The sequence below is a fragment of the Vibrio sp. KUL78 genome, assembly GCF_059725505.1.
In genome coordinates this window covers 1,973,712-1,991,972 of sequence record NZ_AP045837.1, presented here as the reverse complement: position 1 = coordinate 1,991,972, position 18,261 = coordinate 1,973,712, and the positions used below count along the sequence as shown (strand labels likewise).

Sequence of the window (18,261 nt, the reverse complement as noted above, 5' to 3'; positions counted from 1 at the left end):
CCGAGCTAATTAGTTAGCTGTGCTTTTAGATAGCGACATCTTACGCTCTGGGTTGGTACGGACGTGTGTTAGGTAAAGCGGGAGACCAACCATCAAGAAACCACCAACTAAGTTACCTAATGCTGTTGGAATTTCGTTCCAGATCATGTAATCCATAATCGTGAATTCACCACCCATGATCATTGAAAATGGGAACAGGAACATATTAACGATCGAGTGCTCAAAGCCCATAAAGAAGAACAGCATAATTGGCATCCACATTGCCATCATTTTGCCACTTGCAGACGTCGAGATCATCGCGCCAACCACACCCATAGATACCATCCAGTTACATAGCATGCCGCGAATGAAAATAGTAAACCAACCCGCGGTGCCATGCTCTTGATAACCCAAGGTACGTGACTCACCTATGGTGCTTACTTTCGCAGCGAGCGTGCCGCCATCAGTGTTATATCCGTAGGTCAGAATAAACGAAGCGAAGAAAGCGACGGTCAGCGCGCCAGCAAAGTTACCAACGAAGACGAGTCCCCAATTTCGGAAAAGCTGGTCCATGGTACAACCGCGTCGTTTATCTATTACTGCGAGAGGAACGAGCGTGAACACACCAGTAAGAAGGTCAAACTTCATTAAGTAAAGCATGATAAAGCCGACAGGGAAAAGAATGGATCCAATTAAAGGGCTACCTGTCTTCACGATGACCGTGATAGCAAAAAAGGCAGCAAGTGCCAAAATTGCACCTGCCATGAAGGCTCGTACTAGAGTATCTTTTGTCGACATAAAGACTTTTTGCTCTCCAGCATCGACCATTTTTGTTACGAACTCTTTAGGTTCTACATATGACATACTTTCTCTCCTTAGAATAAAAGTCATTATCGTTTTAGCGAGTTTCGTGCCATGTCGATAAAGTTGTTAACAATCAGTGTCTTGAAATATTTTGATACATTCTGTGAGTTAGTAAGTCATTGATTATGATGCAAGGTGCACAACTCAGGTGCGCCCTGGTATACCACTAAAGTAGTATTTGGAGGTTATTCTTGAGAAGTTAGTGAATTAGAAGTCATTGATTTTTATCTGGTCTAGCCCCATGTTATCGATATAGATGGTTTGTCCATCAGTCTTTTCGTCAATCTATTACGCTTGAGTGGCGACTACAGAATTAGGGAAAGCATATGAAAAACGCGGTTTGGGATTTATCTATTGCCTACAAGGGATTGAATGACCCAAAAGTCGAGCAAGACATCGAGCTTATCCAACGCTCTATCTCTCTTCTTAACCTTCACAAAGACGAGCGCCAACATGTTGTCGCGATGCAGAATGCGATACAGACTATGGAAGCGGCTGGTACCTTGTTAGCGACGGTGAACACACTCGCCAACTGCTACGCTTCGACCAATGCTCAAAACTCACAAGCGAAGCAACTGATTGGTCGTATTGCCCAGCTTAGTTCTGAGCTTGAACAGGCATTCAGTCCTTATGAGGACACGCTGTCTTTTGCGGATGTTTCGTTCATAGAGCAAGTGCTAGATCATGACAATCCGTCAGTTGCAGGGCAGGGGTTTCAAATTGAGTTGTTGCAGCGTAAGGCGCAAACACAGCTTTCAATTGGCGAAGAGCAGCTTTTGTCAGCCATGCAAGTTGATGGTCGAGACGCGTGGGGTCGTTTATATGACAACATCACGGGTTCATTATTGATCGACATTGAAAGCGAAGATGGCATCGAGCAAGTGGGCTTTTCAACCGCCGCGAGTCTTCTTTATGGTGGAGAGTTCACCAAACAAGAAGCCGCTTGGAAGGGCATTCAAGCAGCAATGAGAGCGAATGAGACTTCGTTTGCGGCGATTGTGAATGCTTTAGCGGGCTGGCGACATAACGAAGGCAAAAAGCGTTCATTACAGCAAGAAGAGCACTTTTTGGATTCAAGCCTACGTGCAAACCGAATCCAGCGCGATACCTTAGATGCCATGATGAATGTGGCAAAGACTAACAAGCATATAGGACAAAAAGCGGGACGCTTAATGGCTAAGGTTCACGGTTTGGAGAGCATGACTCCGTGGAATCACCTCGCTGCGATGCCGCCAATGAACAACAGTGAAGCCAAAGTTTACGAATTTGCCGAAGGTATCGAGGTCATCAAGCAGGCTTTCGAGCAAGTAAACCCAGAAATGGCAGAGTTTGTACAAACCATGGTTGATAATGGCTGGATAGATGCTGCACCTTCTGAGAACCGCCGTTTAGGGGCTTATTGTACCAAGCTCGCCGCAACGCGAACGCCACTTGTGTTTATGACGTGGGGCGGGAGTCGTTCGGATCTGCTGACGTTGGCTCATGAGTTGGGGCACGCTTTCCACAACTGGGTAATGCGCGACTTGCCGCTGTGCCGAACTGAATACCCAATGACGTTAGCGGAGACTGCATCTATCTTTGCAGAAAACATTGTCCGAGACTTCCTGTTAGAGCAAGCTCAAACACCGGAAGAAAAGTTAGAGATGCTGTGGGAAGAGCTGTCTTCAGCGTATGCGTTAACGATCAACATTCCAGTACGATTTGAGTTTGAAAAGGCCTTCTATGAGGCGCGTAAAGAGAGCGAGTTGGATGCGAGCCAGTTGTGTGACTTGATGTCGACCACATGGGCTGATTGGTATGGGGATTCCATGAAGGGGACCGACCCGTATTTTTGGGCTAGTAAACTTCACTTTAGTATCTCTGAGTTGAGCTTCTATAACTATCCGTACCTGTTCGGCTACCTGTTTAGCCAAGGCGTTTATGCCCAACGCGAGCAAAAAGGTGAGCAGTTCTATGCAGATTATGTTGCTCTGTTGCGTGATACTGGCTCGTATTTAGCTGAGGATGTCGTGGTCAAACATATGAATAAAGACCTGACCGTAGCGATGTTTTGGCAAGAGAGTATGGAGAGACTGTCAGACAAAGTCGATGAGTTTGAAAACCTATTCAATCAATTGAGTAGTTAGGGTTTTCGCCTCTCTGGGTCGTGAGAAATCATGACCCAGAGAAGGGTGTCAGAGCACCAAAGTTGTGGGTTTTTCAACCAGATTGGAGTTTTTATCTCAAAGAAGCGCGACTTACTTCGATAAACGCGATCATATCCGTATAATTTTCTGTCTTGTTTCATTACCATACCGCTGTTAGATAGGGAGCAGCGCATGACGAAATCGTTTTTTCGCCAATCATTTCTGAAAGATACTTTAGAAACCGAAACTGAATTCACCGCAACATCAATAACCACACCAGACGGTGTGAAGTTAGATCATCGTTACCGTGGCGTTCTTGAAGTCACGCCGAGTCACATGGACGAGGACAGCGAGCACATCATCATTTCTTGTGGCATCCACGGCGATGAAACCGCGCCCATGGAACTGGTTGATAAAATGGTCGATGACATCGCATCGGGCTTTTTGAAGCTTAAAGCGCGCTGTCTTTTTATTATTGCTCATCCTGAGGCGACCAACCGCCATACTCGTTTTATCGATGAAAACCTCAACCGACTATTTGGTAACAAAGAGCGTGCGGTTAATCGAGAGGTTGCGATAGCAAAACATCTCAAGCAACTTGTAGAGGCTTTCTATCAAGATACGGCAGTAGCGCGTCGCTGGCACCTTGACCTTCACTGTGCGATTCGTGAGTCTAAGCACTACTCATTTGTTGTGAGCCCTAAAACGCGCCACGCAGTTCGTAGCAAAGCATTATTTGACTATGTAGCAAGCGCTCATATGGATGCTGTTTTGCTCTCTAACGCACCTTCAAGCACGTTTAGTTGGTTCTCTGCAGAAAACTACGGCGCTCAAGCATTAACTATGGAACTTGGTCGTGTGGCGAGAATTGGTGAGAACGATCTAGAGAAACTGCTTGCCTTTGACTTAGCAACGCGCGATTTGCTTGCAGCGGAGCAGCCAGAGCACCTAGCAAAAGCACCAATTATGTATCGCGTCTCTCGCACGATTGTGCGTCATCACGATGACTTCGACTTCCTATTTGATGATAACGTTGAGAACTTCACCGAGTTTAAACATGGTGAAGTTTTTGGTCACGATGGTGATAAACCTCTAATGGCGAAGAATGATCACGAGGCGATCGTATTCCCAAATCGTAAAGTTACGATTGGTCAACGGGCTGCACTTATGGTGGTTAATGTCGCAACTCGCTATGAGGATGACCAGCTGGTCTACGATTAATCGAAAAGCAGTGGCGTTCTCTCGCGCTGCTGTTATGCTTCTCTAATGGAATTCAATCAGTTACTGAATCAAAACCAGAGGCGCTGGCACACGCTTATGCTCGTGATGTTTGGCGTCTTAATAGGTTGCGCTTTTCTTCATCTCTCCGTGGGTGAGATATTCATCAATCCTTTCTCACCGCAAACTGCACTCGAGTCTCGGCTTCTTTACGACTTGCGTTTACCAAGGTTACTCGCAGCGGCTGCAATTGGCGCGGCGCTTGCTCTTTCGGGGGCATCTTTGCAAGTGCTGTTAGGTAACGTCCTTGCCGAGCCTGGTGTACTTGGTATTTCGGGAGGGGCAAGCCTAGGTATGGTATTGATCCTATTCGCCTTTCCCGCCGCCGCAACTCCGCTAGGGTTTATGCTGTCTGGCGTGGCAGGTGCGTTAGGCTTTACTTTAATTTTGGTGTCGATGGCGAGAACCCTCAGGTTGACAACGACTCGTTTGCTGCTGGTGGGCGTGGCGCTTGGGATACTATCGGGAGCAGTGGTCACTTGGGCATTTTACTTTAGTGATGATTTGAGTATTCGTCAGCTCATGTACTGGCTAATGGGAAGCGTCGGGGGCGTCAGTTGGTATCAACATATTCTCACTCTGGTGATGATACCCGTTGGGATTTGGCTGTGTCTGAAGGGGACGATACTCGATAAACTCATGGTTGGCGAGATCCATGCGAAACAGCTTGGCGTCGATGTTATGCGCATACGGTGGCAACTGATTTTAGCGGTTTCATTGCTCGTGGGCGGCTCCGTTGCTCTTGGCGGAGTGATTAGTTTTGTTGGTCTTGTTGTGCCACATTTGCTTCGTTTGTCTTTTGGAACAGAGAATCGGTATTTGCTGCCGCTGTCTGCATTGACGGGCGCAGCACTGCTAGTTGTTTCAGATATCTTGGCGCGCACTGTTCTTGATTCAGCTGAACTCCCTGTTGGCGTTATGACGACGACTATCGGTGCGCCCGTGTTTATATGGATGCTATTGAGAAGCCATGATACAAGCTCATAACTTATCGGTTGGAACTCGCTTATTACCTGTAAGCCTCTCACTACCCGAGGGGAAGCTTACTCACATCATTGGCCCGAACGGCAGCGGAAAAAGCACCTTGCTCGCTGCATTATCCGGCGTGATGAGCTACCAAGGGTCCATCAAAGTGGGCGACCTGGATTTGGCTCAAATGTCACTCCCCGATATTGCTTTGCTACGTGCTTATCTTGCTCAGTCCGCGAGACCTGCGTTTAACATGCCCGTCTACCAGTTTTTGTCGTTGTCGATTCCTAATAATAAGCAGTGTTCAGATGAGACACTCAATCAAGCGATAGCAGAGATCACAGAGCTACTTAATATCAACACTATGCTGTCTAGAACGGTCCATCACTTATCGGGTGGTGAATGGCAACGAGTTAGGCTAGCCGCATGTTGTTTACAGGTTTGGCGCTCGATCAACCCATTGGCTCGAGTTCTGATTCTAGACGAACCGGCAGCGCCGTTGGATATAGGGCAAGAGAAATACTTAAATGAGCTGATAGATATCGTTACTCGCCAAGGAACATCGGTCATTGTGGCGAATCACGACCTTAATACCACTCTGAGACGTGCCGATTACGTAGTATTGCTCGCAAATGGGGTAATGAAGGCAGTAGGGACGAGCGAAGAAGTGCTGACGGAAGAGAACATCAGTTCGGTTTACAAGACCACGGTCAAAAAGATTGAGTTTGAGGGAAAGCCCTTGCTTATCTTCAATGAATAGAAATGAAAAACGGTCTCTAATATAGAGACCGTTTTGCTATTTTTTGTTTAGCTGATTCGCTGAATGCAGCTTAACTCACTCTAGCAATTAAACTAGTGGAGAAAGGTCGGCAGGACGGTAATAGACCGACTTCAAAACCTTACCTTTGCGAATAGTCTTCGCTTCAGACACAAAGTCTTCTGCACACTTCGCGATGATGTACTCACCCTTTGTCACCGCCATCAGTTTGATACCTTGCTCAGCGTAGTGCTCTTCTGTTTCTTGGTATTCGCTTTCGTTACGGCATACTTTACTCATGTTGCTAGAGTGAATCTCATCCCAGCATTTGATGAAGTCGATATCGCGGTTGGCAGCTACGTGCAAAAGCAGTTCAATCAGATAGCTAATTGCAACGTTATCTTCGACTTTGCTATCGCCTAGGTGAACCAAACGACCCATCAAAACATAGACTGAATCGATGATAGCGTCCGCTTGTTCTACTTTACTGTCCGCTTCTGCCAGTTCGGTCATTTCTTCGATAGCCAGTGAGCTGTGTAGAGTGTCAGCGGCATCATCTAGCGACTCTGCATCATTCACAGGCAAATCAAATGTAGTACGGAACTCAGTAATGTCGCGGTATAGGTGATCGAAGATCGGTTGGGTAAGTTTGGTTAGTTTCATCGATTTTGCTGTTTGATAGTTGGTGACAAGATCCTATCAGAGCGGGAAGCCATTCGCTACACCGATGAGCATTTTCTTGGCGTTAGGATATTGAACTACACTGATTAGCGATGTCAGATATTGTTTTAAAGTCGGAATACGGTTAACATTTCTAAACAATTCAAGTGGTTGAGTGGTTATTAGCTCACCATTGATACGAATATTGATGAGATGAGCGGTTTTAGGGCTAACCATCTTATTCCCAGTTTCAAAAGGTACACGTACTTTTTGGAAAACGACGTTTCGGATTAGGGTCCCGAGTCGTCGTATTTAAAGGCCACCTTTCGAGGTGGCCTTTTAACCTTCTTGGAACTCTTGATAAAAGCTATCAAAATTTCCCCACATCTCCAGTAGCTGCCCAACGTATTTAGCGTCGATAAACTTACTATCTATATGATCGTTATCTTCCAAAAGAACAAGGTAGTGCAGTGTGACTTCTTTTGCGCGAGGGATCTTGTCCCATACTTCAAGTACATGTGATGAAGATGGGGCTTGGTAACTCGCCAACTCAACACCGTTGTCACCGATATTAGTAAAAATAGTGAGCGCTAGACTCATTGGTTATTCTTATTAATGGCTATTAATGATTTGTGAAGGTTATCAATTGAACTGGCGTTAGGGAAGGAAAGGAATGTAAGAGTTCCGTCTGCACCCTGAAGCCAGATAGATAATCCCCACAATTAATCGAAATTACTTTGTTTGCTCGATGACAGTTTGCTGTGAAGCGGGTTGACTGTGATTGTACTGGTCGACAACGTCATAAATAATCACGTAGCTAACCAAAAGGCAAAGCGGAATAAACTTGATCCAAGGTTTCATAATGATGCTCATAGTCGGACAGATGCCACTACCTTAGCAGTGGCATTGCCTATTGAGTATCTACATTATCGCAACCTAATATTGACGCTATTTATTGCAAGTAGAAGATAAACGCAACTATGACGGATCGTGCCTAGGAGAATAAGTAAGGGAACAATCGTTTTCGCTCGTGTTCGTCGAGTTCACTGACACGTGCAATGTTGTTGTCAGGGATCGCCTCTGGGTCGGGATAGTGTTTAAGTACTCGCTCCATACTTTCTTCGCGAATAAGGTGGAAAATGGGGTATGGTGAACGGTTGGTGAGGTTTTCTGGATCCTCAGGTTCAGCACCACCAAAACAGTAGTTAGGATGGAAGGTCGCGACTTGATAAATGCCTTCCCAGCCATTTTGTTTTATCAACGCCTCAACCCAGTCGATGAAGAAGTTGTAATCGACAAAATCATGCAGCATCTTAGGCACGACAACTAATGTGGTTTCTAGATCTCGCGCATCTGTTTGCTCTAGCAGCATCAGTTCACTAAGAATGTCTTCTAGTAACCCTTCCTCTTTGTCTGCAAGGCTAACAAAGGTCTTAATTTGCTTATTGCGTTCAGGTTTAGCGGCGAAAGGGCATAGGTTTAACCCGATCACGACCTCTTTTAACCATTGCTGAACTTGTTGCTCGATCTTTACTACTTCTTCACGTAACGACATAACACTTACCACTCTTAACACTATGGCAATTATATGCTGCTAAGCGGTCGATAGCGAACGTTTCTCGCGGCTGGCGCCATGATCAAGCGTGCTTGATGGGCTTCTCTGAGAGCGTATTACGTTGATCGACTTGATATAACTTGTAGCAGAGCCCGAACAATGCGGCGTAGAGTAAAGCACCTCCCTCAACGACGCTTGGCCAGCGACCGACTTGCCAGCAATAGAGTAGGAAAAATCCGCCTAAGCTTCCGCCGATGTAGTAGTGGACCAAGTAAAGCGCTGTTGCTGTCGCTTTCGCATGCGTCGCCTTTTGGCTTACCCATGCATAAGCAAGGGTGTGAGTAAAGAATGCACCCCCACTAATGAGGAGTAACCCTAACAACATGGCAGGAATGGATTCAAATAAAGCGACCAGCATACCCAGCATGCTTAATAATGTACCCAATACCATCCCAGGAATAGGTAGGTACCGCTTGCGCCAGTTTGCGCTTAGTTTTGATGATAGCGTTCCGGCCAAATAGCACAGAAAAATTAACGAACTTAGGGCGAGAGGAAGGTTGTGTGGAGCCTCAACCAAGCGGAATCCCATAACTGAATACAGGTTAACGAACAAAGCGAAGTTGATGCCTCCAATCAGCATGGCTATCCATACCGTAGGATTAGAGATATGCACGACTAGACTTCGATTGTGATGATAGAAAAGCCCTCTGGTCGGCTTAAAGTGCTGCTGTTTTGGCAGTATCGCGACGACAATTAACGCCGACACTAAGGTAAACGTAGCGATAACAAACACCGCGGTTTTCCAGTCAAAGTAACCGGTTAACACGCCACCAGCGACCCTTCCGGCAATGCCACCAAGGGAATTTGCTGCGATGTAACCGCCAATAGCTTTGGTGAAGGCATCGGGTGAGAGTTCTTCTACCATGTAGGCAACGGCGACTGACGCAAATGCCGCTAAAGCGACCCCCATTGCCGCTCTCAAAAAGACTATCGCAGTCAGGCTTTCAGTCAGCATCATCGCATAACCGATGACAGGCAGAGCCAGTAATCCCCCTAGCATTACCGAGCGACGCCCGATACTTTCAGAGGTGATTGCCCAAGGCACAAGGTATAAAGATAGTGCGAGCGTAGAGGCTGCAAATACCCAGTTGATCTCGGTTTCAGACACACCGAAATGAACACTTAACTGTGGCAAGATTGGCTGGAAAACATACAGATTGCAAAACACCAGAAACGAACCCAAAGCGAGTGCGAGAGTAATTCGTCGATATTGAGGGGAGTGCAATTCAATCACGGTGAAGCCTTACTGCTAAATGGTGAACTATGTGATCAAATTAGCATTGCAGTTTGGATTAATGAAATATACTAAAAATATGGTTTGAATATATTTTATCAATAATGGACGTTAAGCAGCTCACGCATTTCCTCGCCGTTGTCGATCATCAGAACTTTACCCGCGCTGCGCAAGCTGTGATGATTGCCCAGCCTGCACTGAGTATTTCAATTCGCAAGTTCGAGCAGCAACTCGGTATTCAATTATTTACCCGACTCGACAAACAAGTTCGCCTGACACAAGAAGGTCGAGCACTTGAACCACATGCAAGAAAGATCTTGCAGCAGGTCGAAGATGCGAAGCTTGCAGTGGATGAGATGAAGGGACTCTTGAAAGGTGAAGTACGCCTAGGCACGCCCAGTATGATGGGGTCGTACTTTTTCCCAGAGCTAGTGATGGCATTTAAGACGGCTTATCCTCATCTTAAAATGACGGTTGTCGAAGCGGGTACGCAAGATATACGCAGAATGCTACTCAGTGGTGAGATTGACCTTGGGGTGATTAGAAACAAAGAGGTGCCTGATGATTTAGAAGTTGATCAGATATTTCGTTCCGAAATGGTTGCAGTCGTGAGCCAACATCATGCCTTTGCTCAAAGAGGTTCGTTGGATTTTGATGAGTTTTTTGACGAAGAACTAGTGATGTTTAAACCAGGTTATTTCCATCGAGACTTTATTGATGAAGAGTGTAAAAGAAGGCAAATAGAAGCAAAGTTCTCTTTTGAAACCAATCTACTACCTATGATTCTCTCGATTGTAAAACATGAGTACGCGATCACCGCTTTGCTGGAACTGGTCACCGAGCATGAGCCTGAAACTCGCGGTATTTCATTTGAGCCGCCAGTTTTTGTCGATTTGGCGCTAGCGTGGCGAAAAGACGGTTATTTGTCTCGTGCCGACCGAAGCTTTATCGACTTTATTAAAAAGCAGATGTAGCGCAGAGCTGCTGGGGTGTTAATCGTCGTAAAGCGGGCTCTATTGATGTCACCTGATAGCGTATGAGTCCATCGGCGTGGCCTTGGTCTGTAACTAATCCAACTAACGTCGTTTTCGCTCCTATTAAGCTAAGAACTGGGGTTCCAGAGACAATCTCACTCAGCTCATCGCATTCGGTTAGCCAAAGCTTCCCATTGCTTTCGGAATCCAATAAGCACGTCTCAACAGACAGTACATCGCGTGCTGTATCTAGAACAGCGATTTGAACGGGCTCAGCGTCCCATTTCTTGCTTACCATATTGATTAAGGTTGGCAGGTTCTGGTGGCAGCCTAACTCAGCGTCTACTTCTATAATAGCCCAGTCTTCGTCTGCGCTGACGTTAGATAGCTTCTGATGATCAGTTGTTACGGATACAGCAGATGCGTAGGTGTATCTGTCGTCCTGCGAAAATAGCGGTGTAAGTCTTAGGTGTCGCAATGGGTAGAATGTTGAGTCAGAGCTTGAAAACACACAATGAGCGGGCACGAGTAAGGTTTGATTGCCTACCTGTGTCGCTAAGCAGTTTAATGGTGGGTACTCGGCCTCTGTGAGCTGTAGATTGTAAAGTCGCTGATTGGTAATTCTTGCTTCGTCGAGAGGGAGGGTTGCGTTTGCTGTCTTGCTTATTAGTAGCGCCGATATGACGGCAGTGAAGGTGACGACTAAGCGTCCGTAAAAGCAGTTTGGCATAGTCCGCCCCCATCTCAGTTAAGGATAACTATCACGTGATAGGGGCAGTATAGGAAATAAAGCGTTAATTGCTGTTATACATACGCTCAAAGTTTTTTGGATTCCAGCCGATCATATAGCGGTCACCAATTTTAAGGACAGGTAATGAGCGAGCGCCGATAGCGTCAAGTTCTTTTCTGCCACGCTGCATCTTGGCGTTAGTGAGGCGATATTTATAGCCTTTGCTATCAAGATAGCGCTGTGCATCTTTGCAATGCGGGCATTTGTCTTTTACATAGAGAACAAGTCGTTTCATGTTGATCGCACTGTAATGAATAAGTGGCCGTATGGTACGTAGTTAACTCTAGAACCTCAAGCCACTTTCGATCCCAATGGTTTTAATCAAGAACCATTTTTCGCTAAGTTTTGCAGTCTATGGTGTTTGGCGGCTTGAATGGTCTGAGGAACGAGTGACATTACGATCATACCCATCATTAGCGCGTATTGGGTTTGAGTAAACGACTCACCAAGCAGAACCATACCGCAAAGGATACCTGCAATAGGATTTGCAATACCGCCAAAGGTGAAATCAACCACACTCATGCGTTGCAGTAACCAAACGTACATACCATAGCTGAGTGCTGTATTCAGACCGACAACCCAAAGCAGACCAATGAGGTTTTGTGTTGAGAAGTTAGCAACCACCGATTGATAAACCTGTGGCTCAAACGATGCATGAACGCCTGATATTATGCCTAGTACGGCACCGCCTAAAATCAACTGCCAAGTGAGAATGGTCCACCAGTGAATACGACTGCCCAATGCCTTAGTAATTCCGCTGCCCGCTACGATACACATTATGGCGGCGAGCATAGCCCCTAAGCCAATAGGATTGAGCGAAATAGTACCCGGTGAAAACAAGAAGAACGCAAACAATACTAGCGCCAATCCACTTAGCGTTTGTACCCAACTTGGACGTTTTTTATTGACTAACCATTGGTACAACATAGCGAATACAGGAACAGACACCATACCGACGCCGGATATGGTAGAAGGTAGAGTCTGCGCCATAACGAAGATAAGACCGAAGAAGGTCGCGATGTTGACCGTCCCTAAGATGAACAAGACTTGCCATTCACCTTTTTTAGGTAACGACGGTCTAACTAATAGCAATAGCAAGCCAGCCGGAAGTGCTCGGAGCGCTCCCAGTAGGATTGGTGGCCAGTCTGGAAGCGTGAACTTCGTGACGGCGTAAGTTGTACCCCAGAAAAATGCAGGGATCATTGCTAGAAGTATGTTCATATAATTTATCTTTACATTAAGATATCTGCCGCCACTTTAACGATCTTTGGGCTGTCTGTAAAGTATCTTTATGTTAAGCTAGTTTGAATAGACATAAGACAGTGGGAAATTATTGGAATGGATGCGATTGATCGAGTGGTCGAGCAGTGGGCAAAACAGAAGCCAGAGTTGGATACCGACCCAATGGCGATGATGGGACGACTCATGCGGATCGCTAAGTACATGGAAACGAAAGTTGCTGATTTGCATAAGAAGTATGACTTAAAACTTGGCGAGTTTGACGTACTTGCGACGCTACGTCGTAGTGGTAAACCATATCGATTAACACCATCAGAACTTATTGACACCATGATGTTGACCTCGGGTGCAATGACAAACCGCCTTGATAAGCTTGAAACTAAGGGCCTTATTTTGCGCGAGCACAGTAAAGAGGACCGTCGTAGCGTTACCGTGCAACTCACCAAAGATGGACTCATACTGATTGATAAGTTGATTGAAGAGCATGCGGATGTGCAAAAAAGTCTCGTTAAATCTATGACGTCTGCACAAAAAAAGCAGGCAAATCAGTTACTGAAGGTGTGGTTAAGTCAATACGAGTAGTTTCGGTCAAGAGAAATAGTGGTTGTGCCTCGTTTCCTAGAATAGCGCTCGTGCCTGTCTAGGAAACGAAGAGGTACATCCGTTATGCGGCTAGCTCATCACTAAATAGATCGGCAGCAGCAATACCTATCAATGCGCAGCGTTCGTCAGCATCGGAGAGATCTCCACTCACGCCAATTGCACCGATCACCTGTTGCTCTTTGTCCCGAATGAGCAAACCTCCTGGTACTGGTACCATATTTCCATGTGCCAATACATTGACTGCTGAGATAAACGCAGGTCTTGCATCGGCATCTTGTGCTAATTTCCTAGACGAGCAACCAAGCGCTAGCGCTCCCCATGCCTTTGCGATGGCAATATCGGGTCTCATCATACTCGAACCATCTTGGCGCTGAAGAGAGATGAGCTTGCCACCGCTATCGAGAACCGCTGCAGTTAACGGCGCGCATTCGTCGGTTTTTCCTGCCTGGAAGGTGGCGTCAATAATAGTAAGTGCTTGGTTAAGAGTTAAACTTCCCATGTTGTTTCCTCGTCGTCTAGTCGCTTGCGCTAAATCTTCTAGGAGGATTAGCCAACGTTGTTTACGTTGGCTAAACGGCAAAACCTATAGAAGGGAATAGCTTGGAAGGGTCAGGAAGCTAGCAAACTGTTTCGATGTAGACAGCTCGTAGAAAAGGTCAGCGGTTTCGTCAAAGCGTCCAGCAAAGTAACGAGTATCACCCACTTCCTGTTGAATAGTATTAAGCTCTTCGTAGAGCCAAGTGTGAAAGAGTTCGGCAGTAAATACCTGACCGTCATCGAGCGTGACACCATGATGTATCCATTGCCAGATATTGGCTCGAGAGATCTCTGCCGTCGCGGCATCTTCCATCAATCCGTAAATAGGCACGCAGCCGTGACCTTGGATCCATGCTTCAATGTAGTAAAGCGCGATACGTATGTTCTTGCGAACGCCCGCTTCATCGCGAGTTCCATCACATGGTTTTAGCAGGGTTTCAGCAGTAATCTCAGTGTCCGGACTAACAAAGTCGAGCTGATTCGTTTTGCCACCAAGATGCTTATCAAAGGTAGACATTGCCAAGTCGACAAGTGCAGGGTGCGCGACCCAAGTGCCATCATGACCGTTTTGGGACTCACGTTGCTTGTCTTCAATAACTTTTGCTTTAACGCGTGCCATTTCTTGCGGATCTTTCGCTGGGATAAACGCAGACATGCCACCCATCGCCAGTGCACCTCGAGCGTGGCACGTTTTAACCAGAAGTTGGCTGTACGCATTGAGGAAAGCTTTATCCATGCCTACACCGTGGCGATCGGGCAGGATACGATCTTTATGATTCTTTAGGGTTTTGATGTAGCTAAAGATGTAATCCCAACGACCGCAGTTCATGGCAACAATATGGTCTTTCATTGCATACAGGATTTCATCCATTTGAAATACAGCGGGCAACGTCTCGATGAGTACCGTCGCTCGAATCGTCCCTGTTGGTACACTAAAGTAGTTTTCAGTGAAGGAGAATACATCATCCCACCACTTAGCCTCTTCCATACTCTCTAGCTTTGGAATGTAGTAATAAACGCCGAGACCTCTGTCTGCACGTGATTGGTAGTTATGGAAGAAGTACAGCGCGAAGTCCATCAAACACCCGGCGATAGGCTGGCCATTAATAAGAATCGATTTTTCAGGTAGGTGAAGCCCCCTAGGGCGAGCGATAAGCAATGCAGGGTTTGCATTCAGCGTGTAGTGCTTGTCTTTATTTTCATCATAATGGCTGATAGTACCTTGATTGGCATCTCTTAGGTTTATTTGGCCATCAACCATATTGCTCCAGGTCGGCGCAGACGCGTCTTCAAAACAACACATGAATACTTTAGCACCAGAGTTTAGTGCGTTTATCACCATCTTACGGTCTACAGGACCGGTAATCTCGACACGGCGATCCAGCAACGGTTCTGGAATCGGACGCACTCGCCAGTTTTTGTCGTCCCGAATTGATTGCGTGTCTGTGCGAAAGTCAGGTAATTCTCCAGCATCAAAAGCGGCTTGTTTGATTTCTCTCTGCTTTAACAACGCGTCTCTTCGGCTGCTGAATTGATTGACTAGCGCATTGAGGAAAGCCAACGCCTCTTTGCTTAATATTGATTCGTAGTCACTGTTGCATATTGAGCCGATGATATTCAATTGATTCGCCGATGCGATTTTCGTTCCTTCGATTACGGTCATTACCTGTCTCCTTTATACAATATTTTTATTGTTTGTATACAAAACTGTATTGCATATCTACTTATATGAGAAAAAATACAAATGATCAAAGACTATTTATCATTAATTTAACGAAGAGAAATTTGAAAATTATTTTTACGTAAAGATAGTTTATGTAAAGTATTTGTTTTCAGTGTTTATGGGGTTAGTGGTTGCTTAGTGCATCTGCTCTATGTGAATGAATTGTGAAATTATTGCTTGCCAATGCTCCATTTTGGTTCATAGTACACAAAGTGATCGAAAATTGTACACAATCTAGTGGAGGGGTTGGAATGGCAAGAATGAAAGCAATAGAAGCAGCAGTAGCAGTACTAAAAAAAGAAGGGGTTCACATTGCGTTTGGTGTCCCAGGGGCGGCAATCAATCCTATGTACGCGGCAATGAAGGCACTGGGTGGCATTGAGCATGTACTCGCCCGCCACGTCGAGGGTGCTTCCCACATGGCAGAAGGATTTACACGCACAGAACAAGATAGCATTGGAGTATGTATAGGAACATCGGGTCCTGCTGGTACGGATATGATCACTGGCCTTTATTCCGCATCGGCGGACTCGATCCCTATTTTATGTATTACAGGCCAAGCGCCGCGAGCTCGTCTTCATAAAGAAGATTTTCAAGCGGTTGATATAGAGTCAATTGCCAAGCCTGTCACTAAATGGGCGACGACCGTATTAGAACCCGCTCAAGTACCGCGTGCGTTTCAAAAGGCGTTTCATATCATGCGCTCGGGACGTCCGGGTCCAGTATTGATTGATTTGCCACTCGATGTGCAGTTGGCAGAAATTGAGTTTGATATTGATACTTACGAACCCTTGGATGCTTATAAGCCGTCAGCAAGTCGTGAGCAAATAGAGAAAGCGCTCGATATGTTAAGTGCTGCGGAAAAGCCGGTCATTGTTTCTGGTGGTGGTGTCATTAACGCAGGGGCTTCTGAGTTGCTTCAGCAATTTGCGGAAATCACTGGGGTACCCGTTATCCCGACTTTGATGGGGTGGGGTTCTATTCCTGACGACCACGAGCTAATGGCTGGCATGGTAGGTCTGCAAACGGCGCACCGCTACGGTAATGAAACCTTACTTGATTCCGACTTTGTATTTGGTGTCGGAAATCGATTCGCTAATCGACACACCGGTTCGCTCGACGTCTATACCCAAGGTCGAAAGTTCGTTCATATTGATATTGAACCCACACAGATTGGTCGAGTGTTCTGCCCTGATCTTGGCATTGTTTCAGACGCTAAAGCGGCACTAGAGTTAATGGTAGAGGTGGCGAAAGAGCGAGCTGCGAAAGATCTGCTACCTGATAGAGCTCAATGGGTAGGCACATGTCAGCAACGCAAAGCAACCATGCTTCGCAAAACCCACTTTACCGACACTCCTATTAAACCAATGCGCGTTTATGAAGAAATGAACAAGGCATTTGGTCCAGAGACATGCTACGTCAGCACGATTGGGCTATCGCAAATCGCGGCGGCTCAGTTCCTCCATGTCTATAAACCAAGACATTGGATTAACTGCGGACAGGCAGGCCCATTAGGTTGGACGATACCTGCTGCCCTTGGTGTGAAAGTCGCCGACCCGCAACGTGATGTGGTGGCCATCTCTGGTGACTACGACTTCCAATTCATGATTGAAGAGTTGGCGGTTGGGGCTCAGTTTAATCTTCCTTACATACACGTAGTCGTGAATAACTCTTACCTAGGCCTCATTCGTCAAGCCCAGCGCCAATTTGACATTGACTACTGTGTGCAATTGGCATTTGAAAACCAGAATTCGCCGGAGGTTGAAGGCTATGGCGTCGACCATGTGAAGGTCGTTGAAGGATTGGGTTGTAAGGCGATTCGCGTTACCGATCCTTCCAATATTCAAAGTGCATTTTCTGAGGCGCGAGCATTGATGGCGGCGCACAGAGTGCCCGTCGTGGTTGAAGTGATTCTGGAGCGCGTGACCAATATATCCATGGGTACTGAGATCAATGCCATTAATGAGTTTGAGCCGCTCGCAGACACTGATAGTGATGCCCCGACGGCGATGGCACACCTTAACCCACAACAGCAATAGCACTCACAACAGCAATAGTGTTTTCAATTTAAGGTTATCAAGGAGAGTCAAATGCCAAAGTTCGCTGCCAATTTGTCGATGCTGTTTACCGAGTTCGACTTTTTAGAACGTTTTGAACAAGCCGCGCAGGCTGGATTTCAGGGGGTCGAGTACCTATTCCCTTATGAGTTTAGTGCGCAAGCGATCAAGGAAAAGTTACAGGAGAATCGGATAGAGCAAGTCCTTTTTAATTTGCCTGCTGGCGATTGGGAACGCGGAGATCGAGGCATCGCTGTTGACCCAAATCGCATTGAGGAGTTTCAACGCGGCGTCGCTACTGCAATCGACTACGCAAAGGTCTTGGGAAACACTCAAGTGAATTGCCTTGCTGGGATTGTACCCGAAGGAGTGACCACGCAGGATGCACACACAACGTTAGTCATCAATCTTCGCTATGCGGCGCAGCAGCTTCGTGCCTCCGGCATTAAGTTGGTAATTGAAGCCATCAATACCAGAGATATTCCCGGATTCTTTTTGAACACCACCGAACAAGCCCAGTCTGTGATTGAGGAAGTGGGAAGCGACAATTTGTTTCTTCAGTACGATATCTACCATATGCAGATTATGGAAGGTGACTTGGCACCCACGATATCAAAGAATCTTGCGAGTATTGCACACATTCAACTGGCGGATAACCCAGGACGTCATGAGCCGGGTACAGGGGAAATCAACTATGACTTCTTACTACCGTATATCGAAGAACTTGGTTATCAAGGTTGGGTTGGATGTGAGTACAAACCAAAGGCGAGCACACATCAAGGCCTCTCATGGCTGCACAAATTTCAGTAGCTGAATTTTAAATTATTAGGTTGTCAGGAACGAGGAACATTAAGGA

The 18,261-nt window shown here is 46.3% G+C and carries 20 protein-coding genes; 8 read left to right on the top strand and 12 right to left on the bottom strand.

Annotated elements, in window-relative coordinates; translation table 11 throughout:
• Window positions 1-9: 9 nt before the first annotated feature.
• Window positions 10-843, bottom strand: a complete 834-nt coding sequence (locus AC6I8Y_RS09350) for a formate/nitrite transporter family protein (RefSeq protein ID WP_042472574.1) — start codon at window positions 841-843, stop codon at window positions 10-12.
• A 326-nt stretch (window positions 844-1,169) separates the two neighbouring features.
• Between AC6I8Y_RS09350 and AC6I8Y_RS09345 the strand changes: the two genes are divergently transcribed.
• The 4 genes from AC6I8Y_RS09345 (at window position 1,170) to btuD (ending at window position 5,976) form a co-directional block, all read left to right on the top strand.
• Window positions 1,170-2,969 (top strand): M3 family oligoendopeptidase, encoded by a 1,800-nt coding sequence (locus tag AC6I8Y_RS09345; protein ID WP_498020000.1) that lies wholly within the window; start codon window positions 1,170-1,172, stop codon window positions 2,967-2,969.
• A gap of 192 nt (window positions 2,970-3,161) precedes the next feature.
• Window positions 3,162-4,190, top strand: a complete 1,029-nt coding sequence (locus tag AC6I8Y_RS09340; protein WP_234495816.1) for a succinylglutamate desuccinylase — start codon at window positions 3,162-3,164, stop codon at window positions 4,188-4,190.
• Between the two features lie 45 nt (window positions 4,191-4,235).
• Entirely contained in the window at window positions 4,236-5,234 is a 999-nt protein-coding gene (btuC, locus tag AC6I8Y_RS09335) for a vitamin B12 ABC transporter permease BtuC (RefSeq protein WP_498019999.1), read from the top strand.
• Window positions 5,218-5,976, top strand: coding sequence for a vitamin B12 ABC transporter ATP-binding protein BtuD (gene btuD, locus AC6I8Y_RS09330; RefSeq protein WP_498019998.1), 759 nt, complete (start codon window positions 5,218-5,220; stop codon window positions 5,974-5,976). Before btuC ends, btuD begins: the two co-directional genes overlap by 17 nt.
• Window positions 5,977-6,063: 87 nt before the next feature.
• Here the strand turns inward: btuD and AC6I8Y_RS09325 are convergent, their stop codons facing one another.
• The 6 genes from AC6I8Y_RS09325 to AC6I8Y_RS09300 all read right to left on the bottom strand — a co-directional run bounded on the left by AC6I8Y_RS09325 (window position 6,064) and on the right by AC6I8Y_RS09300 (window position 9,482).
• On the bottom strand, window positions 6,064-6,636 hold the full coding sequence (locus tag AC6I8Y_RS09325) for a nucleoside triphosphate pyrophosphohydrolase family protein (protein ID WP_498019997.1): 573 nt from the start codon (window positions 6,634-6,636) through the stop codon (window positions 6,064-6,066).
• Between the two features lie 36 nt (window positions 6,637-6,672).
• Window positions 6,673-6,870 carry a hypothetical protein gene (locus AC6I8Y_RS09320; protein ID WP_498019996.1) on the bottom strand — a complete coding sequence of 66 codons (198 nt, stop codon included), beginning with the start codon at window positions 6,868-6,870 and terminating at the stop codon, window positions 6,673-6,675.
• A gap of 102 nt (window positions 6,871-6,972) precedes the next feature.
• Window positions 6,973-7,233 carry a hypothetical protein gene (locus AC6I8Y_RS09315; RefSeq protein ID WP_252011118.1) on the bottom strand — a complete coding sequence of 87 codons (261 nt, stop codon included), beginning with the start codon at window positions 7,231-7,233 and terminating at the stop codon, window positions 6,973-6,975.
• Window positions 7,234-7,365: 132 nt separating this feature from the next.
• Window positions 7,366-7,494 (bottom strand): hypothetical protein, encoded by a 129-nt coding sequence (locus AC6I8Y_RS09310; protein WP_286036857.1) that lies wholly within the window; start codon window positions 7,492-7,494, stop codon window positions 7,366-7,368.
• 133 nt (window positions 7,495-7,627) lie between these two features.
• Window positions 7,628-8,188, bottom strand: a complete 561-nt coding sequence (locus tag AC6I8Y_RS09305; RefSeq protein WP_042472588.1) for a DUF1415 domain-containing protein — start codon at window positions 8,186-8,188, stop codon at window positions 7,628-7,630.
• Between the two features lie 82 nt (window positions 8,189-8,270).
• A complete protein-coding gene (locus AC6I8Y_RS09300) occupies window positions 8,271-9,482 on the bottom strand; it encodes an MFS transporter (protein WP_498019995.1) in 1,212 nt (403 codons plus the stop codon).
• Window positions 9,483-9,586: 104 nt separating this feature from the next.
• Between AC6I8Y_RS09300 and AC6I8Y_RS09295 the strand changes: the two genes are divergently transcribed.
• On the top strand, window positions 9,587-10,456 hold the full coding sequence (locus tag AC6I8Y_RS09295) for a LysR family transcriptional regulator (protein WP_498019994.1): 870 nt from the start codon (window positions 9,587-9,589) through the stop codon (window positions 10,454-10,456).
• On the opposite strand, the gene AC6I8Y_RS09290 is transcribed toward AC6I8Y_RS09295, so the two are convergent.
• The 3 genes from AC6I8Y_RS09290 to AC6I8Y_RS09280 form a co-directional block, all read right to left on the bottom strand.
• A complete protein-coding gene (locus tag AC6I8Y_RS09290; protein ID WP_498019993.1) occupies window positions 10,440-11,186 on the bottom strand; it encodes a hypothetical protein in 747 nt (248 codons plus the stop codon). The genes AC6I8Y_RS09295 and AC6I8Y_RS09290 overlap by 17 nt on opposite strands.
• Window positions 11,187-11,250: 64 nt before the next feature.
• Entirely contained in the window at window positions 11,251-11,481 is a 231-nt protein-coding gene (locus tag AC6I8Y_RS09285) for a glutaredoxin family protein (protein WP_042472593.1), read from the bottom strand.
• A gap of 86 nt (window positions 11,482-11,567) precedes the next feature.
• Window positions 11,568-12,467, bottom strand: coding sequence for a DMT family transporter (locus AC6I8Y_RS09280; RefSeq protein ID WP_498019992.1), 900 nt, complete (start codon window positions 12,465-12,467; stop codon window positions 11,568-11,570).
• Window positions 12,468-12,584: 117 nt separating this feature from the next.
• On the opposite strand from AC6I8Y_RS09280, the gene AC6I8Y_RS09275 reads away from it, so the two are divergent.
• Window positions 12,585-13,067 (top strand): MarR family winged helix-turn-helix transcriptional regulator, encoded by a 483-nt coding sequence (locus tag AC6I8Y_RS09275; protein ID WP_042472598.1) that lies wholly within the window; start codon window positions 12,585-12,587, stop codon window positions 13,065-13,067.
• Between the two features lie 82 nt (window positions 13,068-13,149).
• Here the strand turns inward: AC6I8Y_RS09275 and AC6I8Y_RS09270 are convergent, their stop codons facing one another.
• Entirely contained in the window at window positions 13,150-13,587 is a 438-nt protein-coding gene (locus tag AC6I8Y_RS09270) for a GlcG/HbpS family heme-binding protein (RefSeq protein ID WP_498019991.1), read from the bottom strand.
• Window positions 13,588-13,671: 84 nt separating this feature from the next.
• A complete protein-coding gene (gene aceB / locus AC6I8Y_RS09265; protein ID WP_498019990.1) occupies window positions 13,672-15,288 on the bottom strand; it encodes a malate synthase A in 1,617 nt (538 codons plus the stop codon).
• 311 nt (window positions 15,289-15,599) lie between these two features.
• Here aceB and gcl point away from each other — a divergent pair, with 311 nt between their 5' ends.
• A complete protein-coding gene (gene gcl / locus AC6I8Y_RS09260) occupies window positions 15,600-17,387 on the top strand; it encodes a glyoxylate carboligase (RefSeq protein ID WP_498019989.1) in 1,788 nt (595 codons plus the stop codon).
• Window positions 17,388-17,438: 51 nt separating this feature from the next.
• Entirely contained in the window at window positions 17,439-18,215 is a 777-nt protein-coding gene (hyi, locus tag AC6I8Y_RS09255; RefSeq protein ID WP_498019988.1) for a hydroxypyruvate isomerase, read from the top strand.
• The last annotated feature ends 46 nt before the right edge of the window (window positions 18,216-18,261 follow it).

Coding starts and splice junctions, on each gene's coding strand:
- AC6I8Y_RS09295 (WP_498019994.1), top strand. CDS start 9,587: ATGGACGTTAAGCAGCTCACGCATTTCCTCGCCGTTGTCGATCATCAG.
- AC6I8Y_RS09345 (WP_498020000.1), top strand. CDS start 1,170: ATGAAAAACGCGGTTTGGGATTTATCTATTGCCTACAAGGGATTGAAT.
- AC6I8Y_RS09290 (WP_498019993.1), bottom strand. CDS start 11,186: ATGCCAAACTGCTTTTACGGACGCTTAGTCGTCACCTTCACTGCCGTC.
- AC6I8Y_RS09320 (WP_498019996.1), bottom strand. CDS start 6,870: ATGGTTAGCCCTAAAACCGCTCATCTCATCAATATTCGTATCAATGGT.
- btuC (WP_498019999.1), top strand. CDS start 4,236: ATGGAATTCAATCAGTTACTGAATCAAAACCAGAGGCGCTGGCACACG.
- AC6I8Y_RS09270 (WP_498019991.1), bottom strand. CDS start 13,587: ATGGGAAGTTTAACTCTTAACCAAGCACTTACTATTATTGACGCCACC.
- AC6I8Y_RS09305 (WP_042472588.1), bottom strand. CDS start 8,188: ATGTCGTTACGTGAAGAAGTAGTAAAGATCGAGCAACAAGTTCAGCAA.
- AC6I8Y_RS09275 (WP_042472598.1), top strand. CDS start 12,585: ATGGATGCGATTGATCGAGTGGTCGAGCAGTGGGCAAAACAGAAGCCA.
- AC6I8Y_RS09280 (WP_498019992.1), bottom strand. CDS start 12,467: ATGAACATACTTCTAGCAATGATCCCTGCATTTTTCTGGGGTACAACT.
- AC6I8Y_RS09340 (WP_234495816.1), top strand. CDS start 3,162: ATGACGAAATCGTTTTTTCGCCAATCATTTCTGAAAGATACTTTAGAA.
- AC6I8Y_RS09310 (WP_286036857.1), bottom strand. CDS start 7,494: ATGAAACCTTGGATCAAGTTTATTCCGCTTTGCCTTTTGGTTAGCTAC.
- aceB (WP_498019990.1), bottom strand. CDS start 15,288: ATGACCGTAATCGAAGGAACGAAAATCGCATCGGCGAATCAATTGAAT.
- AC6I8Y_RS09350 (WP_042472574.1), bottom strand. CDS start 843: ATGTCATATGTAGAACCTAAAGAGTTCGTAACAAAAATGGTCGATGCT.
- gcl (WP_498019989.1), top strand. CDS start 15,600: ATGGCAAGAATGAAAGCAATAGAAGCAGCAGTAGCAGTACTAAAAAAA.
- hyi (WP_498019988.1), top strand. CDS start 17,439: ATGCCAAAGTTCGCTGCCAATTTGTCGATGCTGTTTACCGAGTTCGAC.
- btuD (WP_498019998.1), top strand. CDS start 5,218: ATGATACAAGCTCATAACTTATCGGTTGGAACTCGCTTATTACCTGTA.
- AC6I8Y_RS09315 (WP_252011118.1), bottom strand. CDS start 7,233: ATGAGTCTAGCGCTCACTATTTTTACTAATATCGGTGACAACGGTGTT.
- AC6I8Y_RS09325 (WP_498019997.1), bottom strand. CDS start 6,636: ATGAAACTAACCAAACTTACCCAACCGATCTTCGATCACCTATACCGC.
- AC6I8Y_RS09285 (WP_042472593.1), bottom strand. CDS start 11,481: ATGAAACGACTTGTTCTCTATGTAAAAGACAAATGCCCGCATTGCAAA.